This is a genomic window from Paenarthrobacter sp. OM7, assembly GCF_029873575.1.
Classification (GTDB): Bacteria; Actinomycetota; Actinomycetes; order Actinomycetales; family Micrococcaceae; genus Arthrobacter.
This window is the reverse complement of record NZ_CP123579.1, coordinates 4,217,796-4,241,855: the sequence shown is the minus strand read 5'-3', so window position 1 is coordinate 4,241,855 and position 24,060 is coordinate 4,217,796. Positions and strand designations below refer to the sequence as shown.

General features: G+C 61.7%; 22 protein-coding genes. 12 read left to right on the top strand and 10 right to left on the bottom strand.

What is annotated here, in order from left to right; genetic code table 11:
• Positions 1 to 152: 152 nt before the first annotated feature.
• From QEH68_RS19500 to QEH68_RS19485, 4 genes are read right to left on the bottom strand one after another with little or no spacing between them, the layout of a single operon-like run.
• Complete coding sequence (locus QEH68_RS19500) at positions 153 to 914, bottom strand: ABC transporter permease (protein WP_280624354.1); 762 nt, start codon at positions 912 to 914, stop codon at positions 153 to 155.
• Positions 911 to 1,708: an ATP-binding cassette domain-containing protein gene (locus QEH68_RS19495; protein WP_207595315.1), complete on the bottom strand. Its 798-nt coding sequence runs from the start codon at positions 1,706 to 1,708 to the stop codon at positions 911 to 913. The genes QEH68_RS19500 and QEH68_RS19495 overlap by 4 nt, the downstream gene beginning before the upstream one ends.
• A complete protein-coding gene (locus QEH68_RS19490; RefSeq protein ID WP_207595314.1) occupies positions 1,705 to 2,070 on the bottom strand; it encodes a DUF1048 domain-containing protein in 366 nt (121 codons plus the stop codon). The genes QEH68_RS19495 and QEH68_RS19490 overlap by 4 nt, the downstream gene beginning before the upstream one ends.
• Before the next feature lies 1 nt (position 2,071).
• Complete coding sequence (locus QEH68_RS19485) at positions 2,072 to 2,401, bottom strand: PadR family transcriptional regulator (protein WP_089596554.1); 330 nt, start codon at positions 2,399 to 2,401, stop codon at positions 2,072 to 2,074.
• Positions 2,402 to 2,540: 139 nt separating this feature from the next.
• On the opposite strand from QEH68_RS19485, the gene QEH68_RS19480 reads away from it, so the two are divergent.
• From QEH68_RS19480 to QEH68_RS19465, 4 genes are all read left to right on the top strand, one after another.
• Entirely contained in the window at positions 2,541 to 3,011 is a 471-nt protein-coding gene (locus QEH68_RS19480) for a GNAT family N-acetyltransferase (RefSeq protein ID WP_280628051.1), read from the top strand.
• A gap of 106 nt (positions 3,012 to 3,117) precedes the next feature.
• A complete protein-coding gene (locus QEH68_RS19475) occupies positions 3,118 to 4,575 on the top strand; it encodes an HNH endonuclease signature motif containing protein (RefSeq protein WP_280624350.1) in 1,458 nt (485 codons plus the stop codon).
• Between the two features lie 27 nt (positions 4,576 to 4,602).
• Positions 4,603 to 5,043, top strand: a complete 441-nt coding sequence (locus QEH68_RS19470; protein WP_207595311.1) for a MarR family transcriptional regulator — start codon at positions 4,603 to 4,605, stop codon at positions 5,041 to 5,043.
• Between the two features lie 47 nt (positions 5,044 to 5,090).
• Positions 5,091 to 6,329 carry an MFS transporter gene (locus tag QEH68_RS19465; protein WP_280624347.1) on the top strand — a complete coding sequence of 413 codons (1,239 nt, stop codon included), beginning with the start codon at positions 5,091 to 5,093 and terminating at the stop codon, positions 6,327 to 6,329.
• Between the two features lie 73 nt (positions 6,330 to 6,402).
• Here the strand turns inward: QEH68_RS19465 and QEH68_RS19460 are convergent, their stop codons facing one another.
• From QEH68_RS19460 to QEH68_RS19450, 3 genes are all read right to left on the bottom strand, one after another.
• Positions 6,403 to 7,872 carry a sugar porter family MFS transporter gene (locus QEH68_RS19460; protein WP_280624345.1) on the bottom strand — a complete coding sequence of 490 codons (1,470 nt, stop codon included), beginning with the start codon at positions 7,870 to 7,872 and terminating at the stop codon, positions 6,403 to 6,405.
• A 333-nt stretch (positions 7,873 to 8,205) separates the two neighbouring features.
• Entirely contained in the window at positions 8,206 to 9,576 is a 1,371-nt protein-coding gene (locus QEH68_RS19455; protein ID WP_280624343.1) for a formimidoylglutamate deiminase, read from the bottom strand.
• Positions 9,573 to 10,772, bottom strand: coding sequence for an allantoate amidohydrolase (locus tag QEH68_RS19450; RefSeq protein ID WP_280624341.1), 1,200 nt, complete (start codon positions 10,770 to 10,772; stop codon positions 9,573 to 9,575). The genes QEH68_RS19455 and QEH68_RS19450 overlap by 4 nt, the downstream gene beginning before the upstream one ends.
• Positions 10,773 to 10,960: 188 nt before the next feature.
• On the opposite strand from QEH68_RS19450, the gene QEH68_RS19445 reads away from it, so the two are divergent.
• The 7 genes from QEH68_RS19445 (at position 10,961) to QEH68_RS19415 (ending at position 18,925) form a co-directional block, all read left to right on the top strand.
• Entirely contained in the window at positions 10,961 to 11,692 is a 732-nt protein-coding gene (locus QEH68_RS19445; RefSeq protein ID WP_280624339.1) for an IclR family transcriptional regulator, read from the top strand.
• A complete protein-coding gene (locus QEH68_RS19440; protein WP_280624337.1) occupies positions 11,689 to 12,792 on the top strand; it encodes an ATP-binding cassette domain-containing protein in 1,104 nt (367 codons plus the stop codon). Before QEH68_RS19445 ends, QEH68_RS19440 begins: the two co-directional genes overlap by 4 nt.
• Positions 12,792 to 13,442: an ABC transporter permease gene (locus tag QEH68_RS19435; protein ID WP_014923069.1), complete on the top strand. Its 651-nt coding sequence runs from the start codon at positions 12,792 to 12,794 to the stop codon at positions 13,440 to 13,442. Before QEH68_RS19440 ends, QEH68_RS19435 begins: the two co-directional genes overlap by 1 nt.
• Positions 13,403 to 14,155, top strand: a complete 753-nt coding sequence (locus QEH68_RS19430) for an ABC transporter permease subunit (RefSeq protein ID WP_280624330.1) — start codon at positions 13,403 to 13,405, stop codon at positions 14,153 to 14,155. Before QEH68_RS19435 ends, QEH68_RS19430 begins: the two co-directional genes overlap by 40 nt.
• A 96-nt stretch (positions 14,156 to 14,251) precedes the next feature.
• On the top strand, positions 14,252 to 15,166 hold the full coding sequence (locus QEH68_RS19425; protein ID WP_280624328.1) for an ABC transporter substrate-binding protein: 915 nt from the start codon (positions 14,252 to 14,254) through the stop codon (positions 15,164 to 15,166).
• A 43-nt stretch (positions 15,167 to 15,209) separates the two neighbouring features.
• Positions 15,210 to 16,946 carry a urocanate hydratase gene (locus QEH68_RS19420; protein WP_280624326.1) on the top strand — a complete coding sequence of 579 codons (1,737 nt, stop codon included), beginning with the start codon at positions 15,210 to 15,212 and terminating at the stop codon, positions 16,944 to 16,946.
• Between the two features lie 530 nt (positions 16,947 to 17,476).
• The gene (locus tag QEH68_RS19415; protein WP_280624324.1) at positions 17,477 to 18,925 is read left to right on the top strand and encodes an aromatic amino acid lyase; all 1,449 of its coding nucleotides are present in this window, start codon (positions 17,477 to 17,479) and stop codon (positions 18,923 to 18,925) included.
• A 119-nt stretch (positions 18,926 to 19,044) separates the two neighbouring features.
• Here QEH68_RS19415 and QEH68_RS19410 read toward each other — a convergent pair whose 3' ends face one another.
• Positions 19,045 to 20,697, bottom strand: a complete 1,653-nt coding sequence (locus tag QEH68_RS19410; RefSeq protein ID WP_207595301.1) for an MDR family MFS transporter — start codon at positions 20,695 to 20,697, stop codon at positions 19,045 to 19,047.
• Between the two features lie 132 nt (positions 20,698 to 20,829).
• Positions 20,830 to 21,303, bottom strand: coding sequence for a ribonuclease E activity regulator RraA (gene rraA, locus QEH68_RS19405; protein WP_207595300.1), 474 nt, complete (start codon positions 21,301 to 21,303; stop codon positions 20,830 to 20,832).
• Positions 21,304 to 21,460: 157 nt separating this feature from the next.
• Here rraA and QEH68_RS19400 point away from each other — a divergent pair, with 157 nt between their 5' ends.
• Positions 21,461 to 22,765, top strand: a complete 1,305-nt coding sequence (locus QEH68_RS19400; protein WP_207595299.1) for an MFS transporter — start codon at positions 21,461 to 21,463, stop codon at positions 22,763 to 22,765.
• A gap of 2 nt (positions 22,766 to 22,767) precedes the next feature.
• Here QEH68_RS19400 and QEH68_RS19395 read toward each other — a convergent pair whose 3' ends face one another.
• Positions 22,768 to 24,012, bottom strand: a complete 1,245-nt coding sequence (locus QEH68_RS19395) for an FG-GAP-like repeat-containing protein (protein ID WP_280624319.1) — start codon at positions 24,010 to 24,012, stop codon at positions 22,768 to 22,770.
• Between the last annotated feature and the right edge of the window lie 48 nt (positions 24,013 to 24,060).

Here is a 24,060-nt window from a genome sequence, read left to right as displayed (position 1 = left end):
CCGCCATAATAGTGACGGCCGTTACAAATCTGTTCGATAAAGCTATAGCTAATGCCTGACGAATGGCGAATCGGTCTGAATGGCGAAAGCTCCCGCCCTGATGAAGGGGGAGCTTAGGCCTTTGTTGGGCGCTGGTCCTTATGCTGCGGTGACTAGGCGATCTGGCGCTTGTAGGCGGCAGTGGCAAAGGCGTAGGAGACAACCAGGATCCCCAAGCACCATGCGAGGGCTACCCAGATGTCGCCGCCCACCGGACGCTGCGCGAAGAGATCCTGGATGGTGTTCACAATGGAGGTGACCGGTTGGTTCTCTGCGAACCAGCGGACCGGGCCCGGCATGGTCTCCGTCGGGACGAAGGCCGAGCTGATGAATGGCAGGAAGATCAGCGGGTAGGAGAACCCGCCGGCGCCATCCACGGACTTTGCCGAAAGCCCCGCGATAATGGCAATCCATGTCAGTGCCAGGGTGAACAGCGCCAGAATTCCCGCGATGGCCAGCCAATCAAGTATGTTGGCCGACGTCCGGAACCCCATGAGGAGCGCCACCAGCACAATGATCACCAGCGAAAGTCCGTTGGCCACCAAGGACGTCAGCACATGTGCCCACAGAACCGAGGAGCGCGCAATCGGCATGGACTGGAACCGCTCAAAGATGCCACTCTGCATATCCGTGAACAACCGGACTGCCGTGTAGGCGATGCCCGAAGCGATGGCGATCAGCATGATGCCGGGCAGTAGGTAGTTCACGTAGTTTTCAGTGCCGGTCTTGATGGCGCCGCCGAAAACGTAGACGAACAGCAGCATGAGCGCGATCGGTGTGATGGCCGTGGTGATGATAGTGTCCACGCTGCGGAAGATGTGCCGCATGGAACGGCCCAGCAGCACGGACGTGTCTGCGAAGAAATGGGTATTCATGACTTGTCCTTTACTGACTCGTTACCAGCCTTTTGGGAGCCGGTGCCGGTGCCAACCAATGTCAGGAAAATGTCCTCCAGGCTCGGTTGTTTCTCGACGTATTCGATCTTGGCCGGCGGCAGGAGTTGCTTCAGCTCGGCCAGCGTGCCGTTGGCGATGATGCGGCCCTCATGAAGGATGGCGATCCGGTCTGCCAGTTGCTCGGCCTCATCGAGGTACTGCGTCGTCAGCAGGACCGTGGTCCCCTGATGGGCGAGGTTCTTGACGATCTGCCACACCTCAAGCCGCGCCTCCGGATCGAGGCCCGTGGTCGGCTCGTCCAGGAAGATCACCTTGGGGTTGCCGATCAGGCTCATGGCGATGTCCAGCCGGCGACGCATGCCGCCTGAGTAGGTTGCTACCTTGCGTGCCCCGGCGTCGGTGAGGCTGAACTGGGCCAACAGCTCGTCCGCGATCTGTGCCGGGTCCTTGAGATGGCGCAGCTTCGCCACCAGGATCAGGTTCTCCTTCCCGGACAGGACCTCATCCACTGCGGCGAACTGTCCGGTCAGACTGATGGACTGCCTCACCTGGAGCGACTCGGTGGCAACATCAAAGCCCTCGACGGCGGCATGCCCGCCATCCGCTGTGAGCAGCGTGGAGAGGATCTTCACCATGGTGGTCTTGCCGGCGCCATTCGAGCCGAGAAGGGCAAAAATGCTGCCCGACGCCACCTCGAAGTCAACGCCACGCAGGACGTGGAGATCCTTGTAGGACTTCTCAATGCCCTCCACCCTGATTGCTGCAGCGGTCATGATTCCGCCTCCTTCGCTGTGTTGATGGCCTTGTTAAGGCGATCGCGTTCCTTGTCGATCCAGCGCTTTCCGCCGTAGGCCTGGGCAAAGCTTTCAGCGAATTCGATGGGGTCTTCGCCCACGATTTCGCTGACGGGCGTGCCGTCGATTGCGGCGCGTTCCCAAAGGTCTGCGAGGTCCGTGAACATCTGAACCATGGTGTCGCCCTCGGTGACGCCGCCGTAGTACATCAAGTACCGGTTGAAGGCGGCGGCCACGGTCAGGTAGGGCTCGGGCAAGGAATCCAACCGCGCCTTGGCTTGCTTGTACTGCTTCTTCTGTTCGAGTGATCCGGTGACCAGTTCGATCCATTTTGCTGCCATGTTAATTTCCTTCCTTGCGGAGCTGTTCAAGCCGTTCGGACAAGAAGCTCCAGGTGTTCCAGAATTCATTCAGTTCTTTTTGGCCCTGGGGGTTGAGCGTGTACACCTTGCGGGGTGGTCCTTTTTCGGAAGGCCGCTTTTCAACGTCCACCAACCCCTTTTGTTCGATCCTGACCAGCAGCGCGTAAACGGTGCCCTCAGCAATCTCGGTGAAGCCCTGCTCCCGGAGCAACGTGGTGATCTCGTATCCATACGCTGCCTTTCCGGTCAGGAGGGCCAGCACAATGCCCTCCAGTGTGCCTTTGAGCATCTCCGTCATCTGCTTGCCCATTGGACACCTCCTTTAGTACTCAGTATTACTAGCTACCACTACATAGTAGAACTAAGTACCGGTACTTAGCAATACTGAGTTCTGGTCTAAATGGCATGCTGGGGTGGTGACTGCAGAATCTGGTACCTCGCCCACGTTGATGACCGCCGACGTCGGGCTTGGTGCCTTCAGCCTTCGACGCGCCACCAAAGCCGACCTGCCGCGGATCCTCGCGCTGCTCGCAGATGATCAGCTGGGTGCCACCCGCGAAGATGCCGCCGATTTAGTGCCCTACCAGAAGGCTTTTGACGCGATCGACGCCGACCCGGCCCACCTCCTGGTGGTGGGCGAGCTCGCGGGCGAAGTGGTGGCCACGTTCCAGCTCAGCTACCTGCCCGGCTTGTCCCGTAAGGGTTCCTGGCGTGCCCAGATCGAGGCGGTTCGGGTGTCCGACGTGCTGCGTGGCCAAGGCGTCGGGGCGCTGATGATCGAGTGGGCACTTGAGCAGGCCCGGGAGCGGGGTTGCTCCCTGGTGCAGCTCACCACCGACAAATCCCGTACGGCAGCGCACCGTTTCTACGAGCGGCTCGGCTTTGTAGCCAGCCATGAGGGCATGAAGCTGACGCTCTGAGGGGGACGCGCGCCTGCGGTAGTTTGCTGGACCCGGGATGCGGTTGTTTTCCACATAGGGAGATTTCGGCCTTATGGCGCCCGTAGCCCGCTGGAAAAGTTGGGCCATGGAGAAGATTCGGGAGCGGCCAGCGATTGATTCGGACGCACATGCCCTGCTGTTGGGGTTTCGCTCTGACGGCTCCGTGCCCAGTGTCTCCGCCCTCACAGGGCTGCTGAAGGCTCTTTGCCTCGGGTCGAGCAGCGGTGAGCTGATTGACCAACTGCGTGGTTTGGAGGATATGAAGTCCGCTATCGCAAGTGTCCAGGCCAGGGCGGCCGTAGCCTTCGACCTCGCGCAGCGCCGTGAGCAAGCGTCGGCCGGCATTCCCATCTCCGAGCAAGGGCAGGGCGTAGGGGCGCAGGTAGCGTTGGCGCGTCGCGAATCACCAAGCCGGGGCTCACGTCTCCTTGGGTTGGCGAAAGCGTTGGTGACGGAGATGCCGCGCACCATGGCTGCGTTGGAATCCGGACAGCTCAATGAATGGCGCGCCACTTTGCTCGTGAAAGAGACGGCCTGCCTCTCCTTGGAAGATCGGCGCGTCGTGGACGAGGAACTCGCACCTGACGCAGGCACCTTCGACGGTGTCGGCGACAAAACCCTCATCGCCGCAGCGAAAGCCGCCGCTTATCGGCGCGATCCCCGAACTGTTGCCCAGCGCGCCAGCCAGGCTGCCACGGAGCGGAACGTGAGCCTGCGCCCCGCGCCGGATGCCATGACGTACCTGACCGCCCTGCTTCCGGTCGCACATGGGGTTGCCGTCTATGCTGCGCTCACCCGGAAAGCAGATTCTGTGCGTTCCGCTGGTGAATCACGGAACAGGGGCCAAGTCATGGCAGATACCCTCGTCGAACGCATTACCGGCAGGCGCGGCGGAATCAGTGGAGTCGACCTCGAGATCATCATGACGGACCGTACGCTTTTGCAGGGGGACAGTGAGCCAGCCCGTCTCAAGGGCTACGGAATCGTCCCGGCGGCATGGGCGAGAGCCTTGGTTGGCGCCGGAACAGCCGCGTCGGACGAGTCCCGTGGGGGGTGGCCGTCTGCAACGGGCGATAGTCCGCCGCCAACGAAGGATCCGGAGTTCACTGTCTGGCTTCGCCGCCTCTACACGGTGCCGTCCACAGGGGAGCTCATCACCATGGACTCCAAGGCGCGGCTCTTTCCCCCTAGGTTGAGGCGTTTCATCGAAGTCCGGGACGATACCTGCCGCACGCCCTACTGCGACGCGCCCATTAGGCATATCGATCACATCGTCCCTTGGCAATCCGGTGGCACTACCACCGTGACCAACAGTGCGGGACTCTGCGAAGCCTGCAACCACACCAAGGAAAACCCTGGCTGGGCGGCGCAGCAGTTGCCTGGCGACGTCCACACGTTGGAAATCAGCACGCCAACAGGGCATAGCTACCGATCAACAGCGCCGCCCCTCCCAGGGCACAGCCGATCAGTGAAGTTGCCGGACTTCGAATCCGGGGCTGGGCGGGAGAATTTGGCTCAAGCAGACCACTGTATTGACTCTTAGGTTACCTAACTATTAGGATACCTAAATATGAGTTCTTTTGATCCCCGGTTACTTGATCTCGCACAGGAATTTCGCGAGTCACTACGACTCGGCGTCTACATGTTCCGCCGCCTCGATCCTGAAGGCGACCTTACCGCCGCGCAGCTCAGCCTGCTGTCCATGATCTCCGACGGTGGCCTCCGAGTGGGCGACGTCGCCAAGAACCTGGGCATCAAGGTCCCCAGCGCCACCGAGCAAATCATCAAGCTTGAGCGAACCGGCCTGGTCACCCGCCAGCAGGATCCGGACGATTCGCGAGCAGTCCAGGTGGTCATCACCGAAGCCGGGGCGTCCGCCGTCGAGTCTGCCAATCAGCGGCGCAACGCCATGGTGGCCGAACTGCTTCAGGACCTCAGCAGTGAGGAAATCGAGCGTCTCGCCTCGGCATTGCCCGTGATCGCCAAGCTCAACAGCTCGTTCCAGAACTAAGAAAATCCAGCACCACCAGAAAACCAGCACCGACAAGGAGCCATTGAATGTCACGCCAGTTGGCTGACGCTTCAGCAAGCGCCGAAACAACCCTCGAAACCACGCTGGAGGCTGAAAAAGCCTCCTTCCTCAAGCAGCCAAAGGCCGTGTGGGCCACCGCGCTCGCCGCCGTTTTTGCCTTCATGGGCATCGGCTTGGTGGACCCCATCCTGCCGGCAATTGCCAAAAACCTTGAGGCGTCCACCAGTGAAGTGTCGCTGCTGTTCACCAGCTACTTCCTGGTGACGGCCATCGCCATGTTGATCAGTGGTTTCGTGTCGTCAAGGATCGGTGGCAAGAAAACGCTGCTGATCGGCCTGGCTATCATCGTGGTGTTCGCATCGTTGTCCGGCTTTTCCGGCAGCGTTGAACAATTGGTCGGGTTCCGTGCCGGCTGGGGTCTCGGTAATGCCCTGTTCGTTGCGACAGCCCTTGCCGTGATTGTCGGTGTGGCCAGCGGTGGAACCGGTACGGCCATCATCCTTTACGAAGCAGCCCTGGGCCTGGGTATCTCGCTCGGCCCACTGTTGGGCGCACTCCTGGGCGGGTGGCAGTGGCGCGCCCCGTTCTTTGGTACCGCGGTCCTCATGGCGGCAGCCTTCGTGGCACTTCTGGCCCTCCTGCCAAAGACGCCCGCCCCGGCAAAGAAGTCCCGCTTGCGTGACCCGCTCCTGGCATTGGGCCACAAAGGACTCCGCACCACAGCAGCCAGTGCGCTCTTCTACAACTACGGGTTCTTCACCATTCTTGCCTTCACACCCTTCATCCTGGGCATGGACGCTTACGGAATTGGGGGAGTGTTCTTCGGATGGGGTGTCGCAGTCGCCGTATTCTCGGTATTCGTTGCTCCCGTTCTGCAGAAGCGCTTTGGCGCCGTGAAGGTCCTGACCGGCACGCTGCCTGTCCTCATGCTTGACCTGATCGGGCTGGGACTTGCTGCGGGGCAGTCGGTGACTACCGTCGTCGTGCTTGTCATCGTGGCGGGAGCCCTGCTGGGCATCAACAATACGGTCTACACGGAACTGGCCATGGGCGTTTCTGATTCGCCACGTCCGGTTGCTTCCGCGGGCTACAACTTTGTGCGCTGGATGGGCGGTGCACTGGCTCCCTTCGCGGCTGCGCAGCTCGGTGAGCACTTCGGACCGCAGGTTCCGTTCTTTGCCGGCGCGCTGGCCATGGTGATCGCGATCGTCATCTCCGTCAGTGGTCGCGGGTACCTGACATCGCACGAGCCACACCTCGTGTAGTGGCCTGCGCCTCAACGAAAATCCCAGACACGGAAAGGCCCGGCGGAATCAATCCGCCGGGCCTTTTGTGCGTCTATTTGGGTTCGTCGGAAGCGACAGGCAACGGCGCCACTGGCGCGCCTTTGGGAACGAACAACGTTTCGGCCTGCTCCAGCGACATGCCGTTCGTCTCAGGAACCTTGAACATTACAAAGAAGAACGACGCCGCAGCGAACGCAGCGTACATGGCGTACGTCAGGGGGAGTGAACCTGCTGCCATGATGGGGAAGCTGAGCGTAATGGCGAAGTTCGCGATCCACTGAGCGGCGGCAGCAAGGCCGAGTGCGCGGGCGCGGATGCGGGATGGGAAGATCTCACCCAACAGCACCCACACGAGCGGACCCCACGAGGCGCCGAAGCTGATCACGAACACGTTGGCGGCAACCAGGGCAACAGGGCCCCAAGCGCCGGGAAGAGTAATCTCCGAGCCGGAACCGGTTGCCGAAGAGAAGGCCAGCGCCATGACGCCCAAGGAAGCAGCCATGCCGATGGAGCCGGTGAGCAGGATGGGTCGTCGTCCAATGCGGTCCACCAAAGCGATAGCCACGAGGGTCACCAGGATGTTGGTCACGGATGTGGCGACGGAGATCGTGAGGGAGTCCTTTTCCTGGAACCCGACAGCCTTCCACAGCGTAGTGGAGTAGTAGAAGATGACGTTGATGCCGACGAACTGCTGCAGCACGGACAGGATGATGCCGATCCACACGACTGGCAGCAGGCCGAACCTGTTGCCGCGCAGGGAGCCCTTCTTGGTGGACAGCTTTTCCTGCTGGATGGATTCGCGGATCTCGCGGATGTGCCGCTCGATGTCGTCGCCGGGGATCAGCTTGTTGAAGATGGTACGGGCCTGGTCTTCCTTGCCGTTGAGCACCAGGAAGTGAGGGGACTCGGGCAAACGGTAAGCGATCCAGCCGTAGACGGCCGCCGGAAGGGCGCAGGCGATAAACATCCAACGCCACGCCTCGATACCAAGCCACAGTGTGCCGCCGGCGCCGCCTGCCGAGTTGGCAAGAACTGCGTCAGAGAGCAGCGCAGCGAAGATGCCTGTGGTGATGGCGAGCTGCTGGAGCGAAGCCAGACGCCCGCGCACGTGGCGGGGCGAAATCTCGGAGATGTAGGCGGGAGCAATGACCGAGGCAAGGCCGATGCCCAGACCGCCGACGAGCCGCCAGAAAATCAGGTCCCATACGCTGAAGGCGAGGCCCGTGCCGACGGCGCTCACCAGGAAGAGCAGGGCGCCGATCTTCATGGCCGGGATGCGTCCGTAGCGGTCGGCGATCTTGCCGGCAAAATAGGCGCCGGCGGCGCACCCCAGCAACGCAACAGCAACGGCGAAGCCGGTTAATGCCTCGCTCATGACGAACTCGTCCGCCATCGCGTCCACGGCGCCGTTGACCACGGAGGAATCGAAGCCGAAGAGGAATCCGCCCACCGCGCCGGCGACGGCCAGGCCGATCACTTTCCGCGAAACGGGGGGCGCGCCTTCGGTGCTGGAACTGGACATGGGTCTCCCTTGGGGAATGGTGTTGTGGGAGCGAGGTGCGGGACGTCGTCGGCTGTTCCGACGGGGACGCCGGTGCACTCGCGCTACACAGTGTGGCACGTCATATCGCTCCAGTTCCAGTCAAGTGACCGACGTGACATGCATTCAGGTAATTAACGTATGTGCGCCTGTTTGGTGGCTGTGTGTTTGCTGGGCGGCTCCTCCGAGTGCCCTTTGGTCCGAAAAAGGGCGCTATTGGCGGAACTACTTGAACGCAATGCGCGACGACGGGCCGTCCCCTTATGGGGCTAAATGACGCCCCGCCGTCGCCACCTTCCGGACGTACCGGCAGCGTTAGGAGAACTCCTTAAGTGCTTCAGTCAGGAGGGCCCCTGGAGCCCCAAGGCGTGCGTGCACCCCGGTCGAGGCGATCAGTTCGCCACCGATGACTACCTGCGTGACATCACTCGCCGTCGCACTGAAAGCCAGTTGCATGGGCCGGGATCCCGCGGTCCGGGTGGAGGCGGGATTGATGACCATGATGTCGCAGACCCCACCCACTTGAAGGGCCTGCGGGGCTACGGGGGTGGCCATGGAACGAGTGGCTCCTTCAGTGGCCGCGCCCAGCAGTTCCCCGGGCGAAAACCTTCCGCGCTGCCCGCTGCCCAGCCGTTCCCCATGTTCCAAGGTGCGCATTTCAATCCAGGGGTCGATCACTGCATGCTGATCAGTGCCCAGGGCGATGGTGGCTCCGGCGTCGCAGAGTTCCCGGGCAGGGCCGATCCCATCTGCGAGATCGGCTTCCGTGCTCGGACACATCACCACGGTGGTGGATGCTCCGCCGAGCAAAGTTATGTCTTCCTGAGTCAAGTGCGTGGAATGGACAGCTGAAAGTCTGGAAGACAAGAGGCCGTGGCGTTCCAAGAGTCCGGTCGGAGTGGTGCCATAGGCCGCCATGCATGCGTCATTTTCAGCGGGTTGTTCGCTCAGGTGGATGTGAAGCGGAATGTCCCTGGGCAGATGCTTGGCAACGATCCTCAAGGCCTCTTCCGGCACCGCCCGGACGGAATGCAGGGCAGCGCCGACGCCCACCACGTCGGGCGGAAACTCCTCTGCTATCGCAGTCCGAAGGGAAGCCAGCCGGTCCAGCCAGGCCTGTGCATCCGCGTCCCCGAACCTGGCTTGGTCGGGACTCAGGGGGGTGCCAATTCCGCCCGTCAGATACAGCGTGTCCAGAAGGGTCAGGCGGATCCCGGCAGACACGGCCGCCCGGGCAAGGGCCAGCTCCATGGCATGAGGCTCCGCATAGGGCGTGCCTCCGGGTTGGTGATGAACGTAGTGAAATTCGGCCACGCTGCTGAATCCGCTGACCACCATTTCGGCGAAGACGGCAGTGGCAAGCTTCTGGTACTTCTCCGGAGTCAGCTCGGACGCGCTCCGGTACATTTGCTCCCGCCACACCCAGAAATCTCCATGTCCATCATGGGTTCTTCCGCGAAGGATCCTGTGGAAGGCGTGGGAATGCGCATTGGCTGCTGCGGGAAAGGCGACGCCCGCCAGAGTTGTGTCACCGGGCAGGGGCTCAACGCCGGTGTGGATGGCAGAGATGCGGCCATTGCTGGTTTCGACGCGTACGCCGGTGGCAACCTCTGGAAGTCTACGGCCGCCGTCGCTGTTGCCGTCGTCGCTTGTGGTGATGGCGGTCTCGCACCAGAAGGCGTTCACAGGAGTCCCTCCAAAACATCAGCGAGCGCGACGGCACCGGCTGAGGCGTCCTCATCGGCCACGTATTCCTCCGGTGAATGCGAAATGCCGCTGGGATTGCGGACAAAAACCATGGCGGAGGGAACGTAGCCGGCCAGCACACCTGCGTCATGCCCCGCGCCGGTTGCCAGGACGGGTGCGCCTGGCAGTAACTCGGTGATGCGACGGCTTAGGCCGGCATCAAAGTGCACAGTGTCGCTGTACGACTCTTCCGTCAGCGTTACGGTGCAACCTTCCGCGGCTGCGACATCCTGGGCTGCACGGTGGATTCCCTCGATGAGTTGAGCAGTCACGGCGTCGTCGGGATGACGGGCGTCCAGCCAAAGATCCACGCGCGAAGCGATGACGTTGGTTCCGCCTGGAACCGGCGTCAAGCGGCCTACGGTGGCTCGGGCGTCCGGCTGCCTGGCTGCCGTTTCGCGAATGGCGAGGACGGTCTGCGCGGCCGCGACCATCGGGTCGGCGCGGTCCGTCATAAGCGTGCTGCCGGCATGGTTTCCTTGACCGCTGACACTGATTTTCCAGCGACCGTGCCCCAGGATGGAACTCCCTACAGCGATGGCGGGGCCATTCTGCCCCAGCCCCTTTCCTTGTTCGACGTGGAGTTCGACGAAGTCGCCGATGCGCGCCATGGCGTCCGGATCCGGGCCCATGTGACGGGGATCCAAGCCGTTGGCGCTGGCGACGTCGGCAAAGGTGTCACCGTTCACGTCCCGCAGGTTCAGGGCCTTGTCAGTGTCTATCGCACCCGTGAGGAGTCGCGATCCCAGGCAGGCAACGCCAAAGCGTGATCCTTCTTCTTCAGGAAAAACGGTGACTGCCAGTGACCTTGGGGGCTGGAGCCCCCGGGATTTGAGGATATCGATGGCGGCCAATGCGGAGGCGACGCCGAGAGGTCCGTCGAATGCTCCGCCGCCGGGTACTGAATCGAGGTGGCTTCCAGTGATAAGTGCGCCCTCTTGGGGTTGGCCCCACCAGGCCCACAGTATCCCGTTGCGGTCCGTCTCGACGTCGAGGCCGCGGTGTTGTGCTTGTTCGACGAACCACTGCCTGAGGTCCAGTTCAGGCGTCGTGAAGACGGCCCTTGAGTATCCTCCGCGCACCGCGTCGCGGCCCACATCCTGGATTGAGGACAAGAGTTGATTGACGGTTTCCACGTTTTCCTCCGATTGAAGACTGCCACCAAGTAAAAACCAGATGCCAACCCATGGCAAGGGTTCGCGCGAGTATTTACACCGCGGAAACATGCCCCGCCCTCCTGCGGGGCATTCGGCGTCATGTAACCGGCCCTGTCTCTCATTTTTCAAAAAACTCTTGCCATTTGATGAAAATTGATTTTTACTAAGTGGCAAGACATGGTGATGTAGACCACTTGAAAGCAGGTCAGGCAGTGGCAGCGGATTCTTCCACCCGAACAGTCGAGAGGGCATTGGCCCTCCTCAGTGCAGTCTGCACTGACGGCTCCATCAGCCTGAGTGACGCAGCGCGAGTGGTTGATCTGTCAGCCAGTACCGCGCTCCGCCTCCTCCGAACCCTCGAAGGCAGCGGATTCGTGACGCGGGATCCCGGGGGCAATTTCCGCCCGGGAGCAAGTGTCATTCAGTTGGGAGCGCTGGCTTTGGGGCAGGAGTCCCTGGTGTCGCTCTGCACGCCGCACATGAAGCGGCTTGTGGCTGATACGGGCGAATCCTGCTACTTGAGCATTCCCGGTGCTGGGGACACCGGAATCTACATCGCCATCGTAGAAGGTACCCGCTCTGTCCGGCACACCAGTTGGGTCGGCAGGAGCATCCCGCTGGAGGGCTCCGCCGCCGGCAAGGTGCTGACCGGCGGGCAGAACGGCCGCGGCTACGCGATTGTGCGGAGCGGCGTTGAAGACGACATCACGGCCGTCGCCGCACCCATTGTGATCGGCGGCCGAACAGTGGCAGCCCTCAGCATCGTGGTGCCCAGCTACCGCTTGGACGAGGCGAAGGCGCAGACATTTGGCGAGGAACTGGTGAAGGTTGCCGACAACATCCTCGTGGAACCCGACGGAAACCATGAAGTGCCCCAGGAAAGCATGGAAAAGAAATGATCAAATTTGAAAATGTCACCAAGGCGTACCCTGACGGTACGGTGGCAGTCGACGGCCTCAACCTGGAGGCTCCCACCGGAAAGTTGACCATTCTGGTTGGTCCTTCCGGATGCGGCAAGACCACTTCCCTGAGGATGATCAACCGCCTCATCGAACCCACCAGCGGCACCATCTACCTCGATGATCAGCCGACTTCCGGCATGGACGCAGCGTTGCTCCGCCGCAGGATCGGTTACGTCATCCAGCACGCCGGACTCTTCCCGCACAAGACCATCGTTGACAATGTGTCCACCATGCCGCTCCTTCTAGGGGAAAGCCGCCAAAAGGCCCGCACCAAGGCGCTCGAATTGATGGAGCGCGTTGGATTGCCCGCCAGCTTCGCCAAGCGTTATCCCTGGCAGCTCTCCGGCGGACAGCAGCAGCGCGTTGGTGTTGCCCGGGCGCTCGCCTCGGACCCTGCGTTCATGCTGATGGATGAGCCCTTCAGCGCAGTTGACCCTGTAGTCCGCGCCCAGCTCCAGGAGGAGTTCCTTCGCCTGCAGCGCGAGATCGGCAAGACCATCATCATGGTCACCCACGACATCGACGAGGCCCTCAAGCTCGGGGATCAGGTTGCCGTCATGCGCGTGGGCGGCAAGCTGGCGCAAATGGCGTCCCCCTCCGAACTGCTGACCGCCCCCGCTGACGAGTTCGTGGCCGACTTCGTAGGCCGTGACCGTGGCTACCGATCGCTCGGATTTACGAAAACAGCAGGCACGGTGACCATTGGCGAGGAAGCTGTAGTTCAGCTCGGTGCTTCCGCGGATGAAGCCCGCGCCAAGGCGCTGGGTGCTTGGGTGTTGGTAGTCGACGGCGACCGGAAGCCTGTAGGTTGGGCTCAGCCGCAGCTTCTCAACGGTGAGGTGAAGCGGGAGAACCTGAATCTCAGCGGGATCCCGGCAGCAGCATCGGGCACCATGCGCCAGCTGCTGGATGCCGCCCTTTCCTCCCCGAGCCGCCGCGGCGTGGTTGTCAACGAGCATGGCGAACTGGTCGGGACCGTTTCTGCAACAGACGTGGTCAAAGCCATCGAGGCCGAGCCCCACTTGGAGACGATCTGATGAACTTCGAATGGCTGGGCCGCCAGTTCGACAACATCGTTTTCCTGCTCGGCTGGCATGTCCTGCTGGCCGTCACCCCGCTGATCCTGGGGCTTCTCATCGCGCTGCCCCTTGGCTGGTGGGCGCACCGAAGCCGGCGTATCTACCCACTCTTGGTGGGTGTCGCCGGTCTGCTGTACACCGTTCCTTCCCTTGCGCTGTTTGTACTGCTCCCGCTGGTCCTGGGTACCAAAATCCTGGACCCGCTCAACATTGTGGCTGCACTGACCATCTACACTGTGGCACTGCTGGTTCGCGTAGTCGCCGATGCCTTGGATTCCGTTCCTGAAGACACCGTCCAGGCAGCCAAAGCCATGGGCTACCGGGGCTATCAAAGCCTCCTGAAGGTTGAACTTCCCGTCGGTGTCCCGGTGATTTGCGCAGGATTGCGTGTCGCCGCCGTCTCCAACGTCAGTCTCGTCTCCGTGGCTGCGCTGCTGGGCATTCCGCAGCTTGGTTCGCTCTTCACGCAGGGCTTCCAGCTCCGTTTCTACACCCCGATCATCGCCGGCATCGTGCTGTGCGTGGTCCTGGCCATGATCCTGGACGGACTGATCATCCTCATCAACCGGTGGCTGACACCGTGGACCCCCAAGGTGGTGGCATCGTGAACTACTTGTTCGACCCCGCGCACTGGAGCGGCGCAGACGGCATCCCAACGTTGATCGCTGAGCATCTCCTGTACTCGCTTATTGCCTTGGCCATTGCGGCCATCATCGCGGTGCCCTTGGGTATCTACATTGGAGTGACCGGCAAGGGTGTGTTCATGATCGCCGGCCTTGCCAACGCCCTCCGGGCACTTCCAAATGTGGGTCTGCTGATCCTGTTGGTCCTGCTCATTTCGCCCGCCTTCCCTTCCCGCATGGGCTACGTCCTTCCCAGCCTCATCGTGCTGGTATTGCTGGCAGTTCCGCCAATCCTGACCAACACCTATGCCGGCGTCCGCGCAGTGGATGCTGCCGCCGTCGACGCCGCAAAGGGCATGGGCTTCCGCACCATGAAAATCCTGACGGATGTCCAGTTGCCGTGTTCCCTTCCGCTGGTTTTGTCCGGTGTCCGCAGCGCGCTGTTGCAGATCATCTCAACGGCAACCATCGCCGCGTACATTTCACTTGGCGGCCTGGGTCGCCTCCTGATCGACGGCAAGGCCCAGAACGATTACGGCCAAATGGTGGCCGGGGCGGTCCTTGTCGCCCTGCTGGCATTGTTTTTCGACCAGCTTCTCGCTTTCATCACCCGCCGCGTTGTCTCACCCGGATTGACCCGGCGCACCATTAAGTCGGCCGCTGTGGCCGAACCCGTGAAGACCCCCGTCACGGTCTAATCAACACCCGCGCGCGTGGTTCCGCGCGGATTCACCTCCACCCCACCCCCATCTGGCCGCTGCATGCCTTGCAGCACCCATCCCAGGAGAGTTGACATGAAGAAGTACCTCACCGGATTCACCCTGGCAGCCGTTGCTGCCATCACCCTGAGCGCCTGTGGCGGCGGGGACCCCATGAGCTCGTCAAATACCGCCGCAGCGGGTGCTTCGGGGGACAGCATTATCGTCGGTTCCGCGGACTTCCCGGAAAGCCAGCTGATCGCCAAGATCTACGCCGAAGCACTTAAGGCCAAAGGCGTCGAGGTTACCGAGAAGCCGAGCATCGGCAGCCGCGAGGTGACCATCCCCGCACTGAAGGACGGTTCCATCGACCTCATGCCGGAATACGGCGGCGCACTCCTGCAGTACCTCGACTCCGCCACCAAGGCCGTTTCATCCGAGGATGTCGCCAAGGAACTGGCCACCAAGATCCCGGCCGGCCTGACAGTACTGACTCCTTCCGAAGCGGAGGACAAGGATGTCCTCACGGTTAAGAAGGAAATCGCCGAACAGTACAAGCTGAAGACCATCGAAGACCTCCAGCCCGTTGCCAAGGAACTCGTTTTGGGCGGCCCGCCGGAGTGGAAGACCCGCCTCAACGGCGTTGCCGGCCTTAAGTCTGTCTACAACCTGGAGTTCAAGGAATTTTCAGCGCTCGACGCCGGTGGTCCGCTCACGCTGAACGCTCTCCTTTCCGGTCAGGTACAGGTAGCCGACCTCTTCAGCACCGATCCTGCACTGGCGGAAAACAACCTCGTGGCGCTTGAAGACAACAAGAACCTCTTCCTCTCTGAAAACATCGTGCCGGTCATCAACGAGAAGAAGTCCACGGACACCATCAAGGAAACGCTGGATAAGGTCTCCGCTGCCTTGACCACCGAGGATCTCATCAAGATGAACGGCCGTGTGGCCAAGTTCGAGGACATCGGCGAAATCGCCAAGGAATGGCTCAAGACAAAGAACCTGGGCTAATCCAGCTGTTCGCTTTTGCCGGTTGCTTTTAGAGGAGTAAAGAATGACTGCCGATTTCACTACTGGAGCCCGCCCGGTCAAGGCTGCCCGGGGTACGGAGTTGACTGCCAAGTCCTGGCAGACCGAGGCGCCGCTGCGCATGTTGATGAATAATCTGGATCCTGAGGTCGCTGAGCGTCCTGATGATTTGGTGGTTTACGGTGGCACGGGCCGTGCAGCGCGTTCCTGGGCTGCGTTTGATGCGATTACCCGGACGCTGGAGTCCATGGAGAAGGACGAGACGCTTCTGGTGCAGTCGGGGAAGCCGGTGGGTGTTTTCCGCACGAATGAGTGGGCTCCCCGGGTGCTCCTGGCGAACTCGAATTTGGTGGGGGATTGGGCGACGTGGCCTGAGTTCCGCCGGCTCGAGGCTGAGGGTTTGATGATGTATGGCCAGATGACTGCTGGGTCATGGATTTACATCGGTACCCAGGGCATCCTGCAGGGCACGTATGAAACGTTCGCTGCTGTCGGAAATAAGCTCGCCGCGGAGGGCCGCCACCCGGCACCGGCGGCAGCCGGTTCCACGGAGGGGCCGCTGGCAGGGACCCTGACGTTGACTGGTGGTTGTGGTGGCATGGGCGGGGCGCAGCCGTTGGCGGTGACGCTCAATGATGGTGCGTGCTTGATTGTTGATGTGGACGAGTCCCGGCTGCGTCGGCGTGTGGGTAAGCGGTACCTGGACGAGGTCGAAACCGATTTGGATGCTGCGATCGCGAAAGTCCAGGCCGCGAAGGACGAGCGCCGCGGCAGGTCCGTTGGTTACGTGGGCAACGCCGCTGAAGTCTTCCCCGAATTGCTGCGCCGCCACAAGGCCGGCGAAGTCACGTTCGATGTGGTCACGGACCAGACCTCCGCTCATGACCCGTTGTCCTACCTGCCGGAGGGCATCACGGTGGCCGAGTGGCACACCGAGGCTGAGGCTGATCCGGAGGGGTTCACCAAGAAGGCCCAGGCGTCGATGGCCCGCCAGGTCCAGGCGATGGTGGAATTCCAGGACGCCGGAGCTGAGGTCTTTGATTACGGCAACTCGATCCGTGACGAGGCCCGCAAGGGTGGGTATGACCGTGCGTTTGAATTCCCTGGCTTCGTCCCGGCATACATCCGTCCGTTGTTCTGCGAGGGTCTGGGCCCGTTCCGCTGGGTCGCGCTCTCGGGCGATCCGGAAGACATTGCGGTGACGGACAAGGCCATCAAGGAGTTGTTCCCGGAGAACAAGCACCTCCACAAGTGGATTGACGCTGCGGCCGACCGGGTTGAATTCGAAGGCCTGCCGGCCCGTATTTGCTGGCTCGGGTACGGCGAACGCCATAAGGCTGGTCTGCTCTTCAACCAGCTCGTCGCCGAGGGCAAGGTCAAGGCTCCGATCGTGATCGGCCGTGACCACCTGGATTCGGGTTCCGTGGCGTCCCCTTACCGGGAGACCGAGTCGATGAAGGATGGCTCGGACGCGGTTGCTGACTGGCCGTTGCTGAACGCACTGACTGCTGCATCCTCGGGCGCTACGTGGGTGTCCATCCACCACGGTGGTGGTGTTGGTATTGGCCGGTCCATCCACACTGGCCAGGTTTCCGTCGCTGACGGCACGGAACTGGCAGCCCAGAAACTGGAACGGCTCCTGACCAACGACCCCGGTATGGGCGTCATCCGCCACGTCGACGCCGGCTACGACCGCGCCATCGACGTCGCCAACGAACGCGGCGTCCGCATCCCCATGAACGAGGCTGCTGGCACGCGCTAGCGGATCTCGCAGGAATCCCAGGGCGGCTATGCACAGCATTTTGCGTGGCCGCCCTGGGACAAACCGCAAGCATCAGCTTGTATGCAAAGTCCAAACACACTTTCTGAGAGCGAGGAGACGCACCATGGACAGGCAAAGCCCGGCGGTGTGGGCATCAGCCGCTATCGGAGCACCGGTGACCATGACAAAACAGGGCCACCATCCGTTTCGGGGGATTGTCGCTGACAGGACCGCCGATGGAACCATTCTTTGGGTCCTTTCCAGTACTGGGATTCGGAAGCTTTTCCACGCAGGGGATGGGTTTCATCTGACCCCTGGTGGACGATGACAGCACAACTTTCGCCTCTGGCCCTCCAGCCTGATGCCGGGATTCATGTTCGGGATCGGGAGGAATACCCGCACCGAGCCAATACAGGCGTAGGACAAACCCAGTTATCTTGTCCGGAGGACTGCTTCTACTGCACTGCGCCGGAAACTGATTAGTGCACGAGGCTGATGAGCCCACGCAACTGAAGAGAAAGGATCGGTTCATGATCGTGATCGATGGCTTGACACTGGACTTGGCTGACGTCGCCGCAGTAGCCGACGGCGAGGACGTCACCTTGGCTCCGGAAGCCGTGGTCCGAATGGATGAATCGCGGAAGTCTGCGGAAGCTACGGCGCTGCAGCGTCCCGTCTATGGCCGCTCCACCGGCGTCGGAGCGAACCGCGCGGTTTCCCTGATGGAAGCCGACGGCGGGGACACTCACGGACTGAAGCTTCTGCGCAGCCACGCTGTAGACGCCGGCAAGCCTCTTGCCCGCAGGACCGTCCGGGCGATGTTGGTGGTCAGGCTCAGCCAGCTGGCGGCCGGTGGATCTGGAATCAACCCCGTCATTGCCGAAGCCTTGGTGGAACTCATCAACTCCGACGTGGTTCCTGAAATCCGGGAGTTCGGTGGAATCGGAACTGCGGACCTGCAGGCACTAGCCGGAACGGCGCTGACGATGCTGGGCGAACGTCCCCCCTTGGGCAGGGGTGAGGTTCCGGTTCGCCTTAAGGGGTGGGCCACGGCTGATGCCCTGCCCTTCATCAGTTCCAGTGCGCTGACCATTGCTCAAGGGGTCCTGGCGCAACAAAAACTGTCGACGCTTTTGGACAACGCAGCGTCGGTGGCCGCACTCTCGTTCATTGCGATGTCCGGCAATTCCGAAGCTCTGAGTCCGGCCGTGGCAGCAGCGGCCGACACGTCCGCCGTAGCCGATGCCGCACACACTCTTCATTCAATGGTCCAAGGCAGCGGCCAGCCAGCCCGGATCCAAGATCCCTATTGCTTGAGGACGCTGCCGCAGGTCTTCGGGTCCCAAACAGAGGAACTCAAGTCCTTGGGTGCTCTGCTGAGTCGCCTTGTCACAGCAGGACATGAGAATCCGCTCGTACACGGCTCGCCGTCCGACGGCAGCAATGATGTGGCCCACCACGGGCTCTTCCAAATGACCAACCTCGCCCGCCGGGTGGACGCGTTGCAACTGGCTATCGGCGCGGCGTGTGCAACCCACTTGCGGAGGATCGACCTCCTGTGCGACCCCAAATACACGGGCCTGCACCCGTTCCTGGCTGAGGACGGTTCAGGTCAGTCAGGGCTGATGATGCTCGAATATGTGGCCGCGGCCGCCGTCGGCCGGATTCGTGCCGACGTCCAACCGGTTAGCCTGCAGACCGTGGTGCTCTCGCTAGGCGCTGAGGAGGATGCCAGCTTTGCAAGCGTCGCCACAGCGCGGTTGGAGTCGACGGCGGACGCACTCGCCACTGTCGCCGCCAGCGAGCTTGTGTGCGCTTCACGGGCTCTTCGCCTGCAGGGGCGGCGGCCCGAAGAGTTTGCCAGCGGCCGCCTGCGCGCCATGATGCGGGCGGGTTTCACCCTGCCCTCCGAGGTGGAGGACCGCGACCTCCGCGGGGATCTGGAGCAGGCCATCGAGATCATGAGGGCTTCGCACTAGAAGCAATCGACCGAAATAGACGAATCCGGCAGCTCAAGGAAAACGGCAGGCAGTCCGAGGACTGCCTGCCGTTCTTCGCGGACCAACTCGTGACCGACCAACTCGTGATGAGCCGGCAATTAGTGTGCGGGCACCGATTCCTTGGCTGCAGCCTTCGGGTCGGTGAGTTTCTTGTTGGGCAGCGCGAAGCTGATCAGGAACGCGATGAGCATGAGTCCGGCTGCCGTGAGCATGACGATATCGATCGCCTGGGCAAAGCCCTCGGTGATGGGCCTGGTCAGCGTGCTGTTGGCAGTGTGGAGCCAACTGGTGTCGTTCAAGGACTCGTTGTTGGCGCCGTTCTTGAAGAAGTCGAACAGCTTGGCGTTGGCGGGGTCGGATGCTACGGCCGGGTCCTTCATGACCGCTTGGTAGTCCGGGCTGGAAGCAGCGGTCTTCATACCGTCAGCGATCTTGTCGGCCGCGACGCTGAACAACATGGAGATGAATACGGCAGTGCCTACTGCGCCACCCATCGAACGGAAGAAGGCGGCCGTGGACGTGCCTACGCCCATGTCCTTGGGCGGAACGGACACCTGCATGGCGAGGGTGAGTGGCTGCATGCAGAATCCCAGTCCCACGCCGAAGAACACGGCGATCAGGCCCGGTACCCATAAACCGGTATCCACGCCGAGCACCAAGCCCATGACGGTGGCAGCGCCTGCCAGGATGGCTGTGCCCATGATCGGGAAGACCCTGTAGATACCGGACGACGAGATGGTGCGGCCGGCCGAAATGGAACCGAACAGGATGCCCACTGTAAACGTGATCATCATCAGGCCGGCCTCGGTGGGTGTGAGGCCCTTTACCAACTGCAAGTACATTGGCAGCATGGCGATGGCACCGAACATGCCAATGCCGATAATGAAGTTCAGCAGCGATGACAGACCGAACGTCATGTTCTTGAAGAGACGCAGCGGAATGAGCGCGTAGTCACCCGCCCGCTTCTCTGCGAGCAGGAACGCCACGATGCCGATGACGCCGAGGCCGTAGCAGAGCCAGGACGCAGCCGACGCCCAACCCCACACGCGGCCCTGTTCTGCTACCAGCAGCAGCGGCACAATGGCCAGCGTGATAGCGGCAGCACCCCAATAATCGATCTTCTGCTTTACGTGCCTCGCAGGCAGATGCAGATACATGAAGACCACCACAAGAGCGGCCAGCCCAATGGGCAAGTTGATGAAGAAGACCCAGCGCCAGCCGTCGAAGCCCAGAATATTGGACGTGCCGGCGAAGGCTCCACCGATCACAGGGCCCAGTACGGAGGAAATGCCAAAGACGGACATGAAATAGCCCTGATATTTGGCTCTGTCCTTCAACGCCACGATGTCGCCGATGATGGTCAGCGCCAAAGCCAGCAAGCCACCGGCTCCCAGGCCTTGGATGCCACGGGCGATGGCAAGCTCCGTCATGGAGTGGACGGATCCCGCGTACAAAGACCCCACCAGGAAGATCACGATGGCCACGAGGTAGAGCGGGCGGCGACCGAAGATGTCGCTGAGCTTGCCATACAGGGGCGTGCTCACCGTTGAGGTGATGAGGTATGCGGTAGTGGCCCAGGCCTGAAGCGAGAGGCCGTCGAGATCGTTCGCAATGGTGTAGATGGACGTGGACACGATGGTCTGGTCCAACGAGGACAGGAACATGCCGAGCATGAGTCCCACCATGACGGTGAGTGTCTGACGGTGGGTCAGAACCTCGCCGGCGGCCCGGACGGGCGTGGTTTTGGACATATCTTCTCCAGAGGTGGCAGAAAAGTGGATTAAGCAGGATAGTTGCTTTCAGTAACTATCTTACGACCAAGTTGATTCCCGCCGGGAGAATATTTCTTCCACTTTTGCTCTAAGTCGGGCCCCACCGAAGAGTCAGCGCTCGATCAGGATGCCGTCCGGGTCACAGTAGATCATCACGCCGGGTTGGATGCGGACGCGATCGATCACCAGCTCTACGTCCACTTCGCCAACTCCCGTCTTGGCGCTCTTCTTCGGGTTGCTCCCAAGTGCCTTGACGCCAAGGGGCAGGCGGGCGATGGCCTCCCGGTCCCTGATGGCACCATTGATCACCACACCGGACCAGCCGTTGGCCACAGCGCTCGCGGCAATGAGGTCTCCCATGAGTGCCGTCCGCAGAGATGCTTGGCCATCAATGACCAGCACGGCACCCTCACCGGGTGTGTTGAGGACCGTTTTCACCAGCGCATTATCCTCAAAGCACCGGATAGTGCGGACCGGCCCACTGAAATGGGTTTGGCCTCCCAGATTGAGGAACTGAACGGCTATGGACTCCAGTTCCTCGCCGCGCTCGTCGTAGAGATCGGCCGTATTTATTTGCTTGCTCACAGTGCTTCTCCTCGATTGCTGTGAGGCCACACTAGCGCTCGCGAGGGGGCTAAAGCAGCGCTGGCAGCGGCCTATGTGGATAAAGGGCTTAACGGCGGTTCAGTGTCGCTTCGCCGCGCTAGGCTGAATCCAAACATTCAATGAGGGGGAACCTGCCATGAGCTTGTCTGACCTGCCGGGTCCTGTGCCGGATCCTGCAATCGTCCGCGGTGGAAACACCACGGCGCTTGCCGAACCTGTTGCCAGGGTAAGGCCGATCTGGGTTACCGGCGTTGTGCTGGTCAACCTCGGCATCAACGCAGCGTTCTTTGGCCCCCTCCAAGTGCTCCTGGGGCTGCAGGCAGCCCACTTTGATGAAGGCCAGAAAGAAGCGATCCTTGCCTTGGTCACTGGCTGTGGAGCGGCCGTTTCCATGGTGGCAAACCCACTTTTCGGGGCGTTCAGCGACCGCACGACGTCCCGGTTTGGTCGCCGTGTTCCTTGGGTCCTGATGGGCGCCATCCTGGGAGCTGTTGCGCTCGTTGCTTTGGCCGGTGCTCCCAACGTTGCAGCAATGACTTTGCTTTGGTGCCTTGTGCAGGCCGGAGCCAACGCCATGTACGCCGCTATTACGGCCGCCGTACCTGACCGCGTCCCGGTGCCACAGCGCGGAACTGTAGGCGGACTCGCCGCCATGGGACAGACAGTAGGCATTTTGATCGGCGCGGTGATCGCAGCGGTCGTCGTTGGGAACTTTGCGGCCGGGTACTGGCTGTGCGCTGCGGCGTTGCTGGCCGGCGTCGTGCTTTACCTTTTCAAGAATGACGATCAGCAGCTTCCACCAACTGAGCGCCCGCCCTTCAACCTGGCGGACTTCCTCAAGGGCTTCTGGGTCTCGCCCAAACGGTATCCGGATTTCGCGTGGGCTTGGCTGACCCGTCTGCTGGTAAGTACAGGCAACCACATGGTCACGTTGTATTTGTTGTTTTTCCTGAGTGATGCTGTGCGGCTCAAGGAAACTGAGGGAATCGATCCCTCCTTTGGTGTCCTCATTCTCACCGGGCTGTACGCGGTCTCGGTCATCATTACCAGCGTGCTTGGTGGCCGGCTGAGCGACAAGATGGGCAAACGGAAGCCACTGGTGATCGCGTCGTCGGTCATCATTGCGCTGGCCTCGCTGATCCTCGCCTTCGCACCAACGTGGATCGGCGGGCTTGCCGGTGCAGTGGTGTTGGGGATCGGGTTTGGAGCCTACCTCGCCGTCGACTTCGCCCTCATCACGCAGGTCCTTCCCACGGGAATGGACCGCGGCCGGGACTTGGGCGTTATCAACATTGCCAACTCTTTACCGCAGGTGATCGCCCCGTTGATCGCCTCTCCGTTTGTCCTTTACTGGGGCGGCTACGTCTCGCTGTACGTCGCCGCCGCGGTCATTGGGCTCCTGGGAGCGGTGTTTGTGGTGAAGATCAAGAGCGTTGACTAGGCCTAGAAGACGGCAGTAAAGCCACCCCAGCCCCACCCGACGGTGGATTGTCCGTACCATCGGATGTCCGGGCGGCCGCTGTTCAGGTACTCTGCGCCCTTGTTGTAATACATCGTCAGCCGTCCTGCGGTGTCAACGCTGAAGATGTCCACCGTGCCATCGCCATTAAAGTCACCCGCTGAACCCACGAACGGGAAGTCATTGAACCCCCATCCGATATCGGTACGGCTGCCATCCAGCCGGCCGCTCCGGCTGGCTTCATAAAGCCGGAGATAGCCGTAGTTTCGGCTGACAATTCCCAGGTTGTTCGTCCCGCCGAAGTGGCCCACTGTGAAGATCGGATCGCCGTTGACCCAATAGGTGTCAACGCCGTAGGGCTGAAGGAAGCCACCCCTGCCGTTGCCGGGGTAGAGGATGGCTTGGTACCAGCGGTCCACAACAATGAGGTCGTTGCTTCCATCGCCGTTGAAATCACCCGCCGAGGACACGGTCCGGAAATCCTGCCAGCCTTGGCCGATCTGGAAGGCACTCTTCCAGCCGCCGGTTCCGTTGCCCTGGTAGAGGAACAACCGTCCCTGTCCATCGCGGCCAATGACGTCCACTGTGCCGTCACCGTCAAAGTCGCCCGGAGAGAACAGGGTGTTGAAGACATTCCATCCTGTTCCGAGTACTTGGGCTGCACGCCAGTTGCCCAGGCCGTCAGTGGGGTAGAGGAGCAGGCGGCCTGCGGCATCGCGGGCAAAGATGTCCAGGGTGTCGTCGCTGTTGAATCCGCGTGCCCGGGGTTTGGCAGCGATCCTCAGCGGGTAGTCCGCCTGCAGGGTGAGCCGTGACTCGGCGTCGTAGGAGACCGTGACGAAGACGGCGACTACCCTGCCGCGGTCCCCTGGGGTGGCCCGGTAGGTCGAGCCTGTGGCGCCTGGTATGGCTTGACCGTCCCGGGTCCACTTGTAGGTGAACGAAGGCGTGCCACCCTCGGGGATGACGAACGGAGCGTATCCGCCAAGTTCCGCTTTGAGGAGGCCCCCTACGGTGGGGTCGCCAGTCAGTTTTGGCTGCCCCATATAGACAGTTCGGGCAGCAGCTGGCTGCACCATGAGTTCTTGGCCGGAGTTCTGAAGGTCCGGCGCTGCATAGGCAGGAGCCGCCAGCAGCGCACTGCTCAGGGCGCCCACCAGCAGGGAAGCGGTCAGCAGCCGCCGCGCAGGGTTGGGCGCGGTCCACCGCAGGGCAGTAAGAAGGTCCAAGGATTCCCCCAAGAAGTGACTGGCCGGAGGGCCAGCAGAGATCAATTG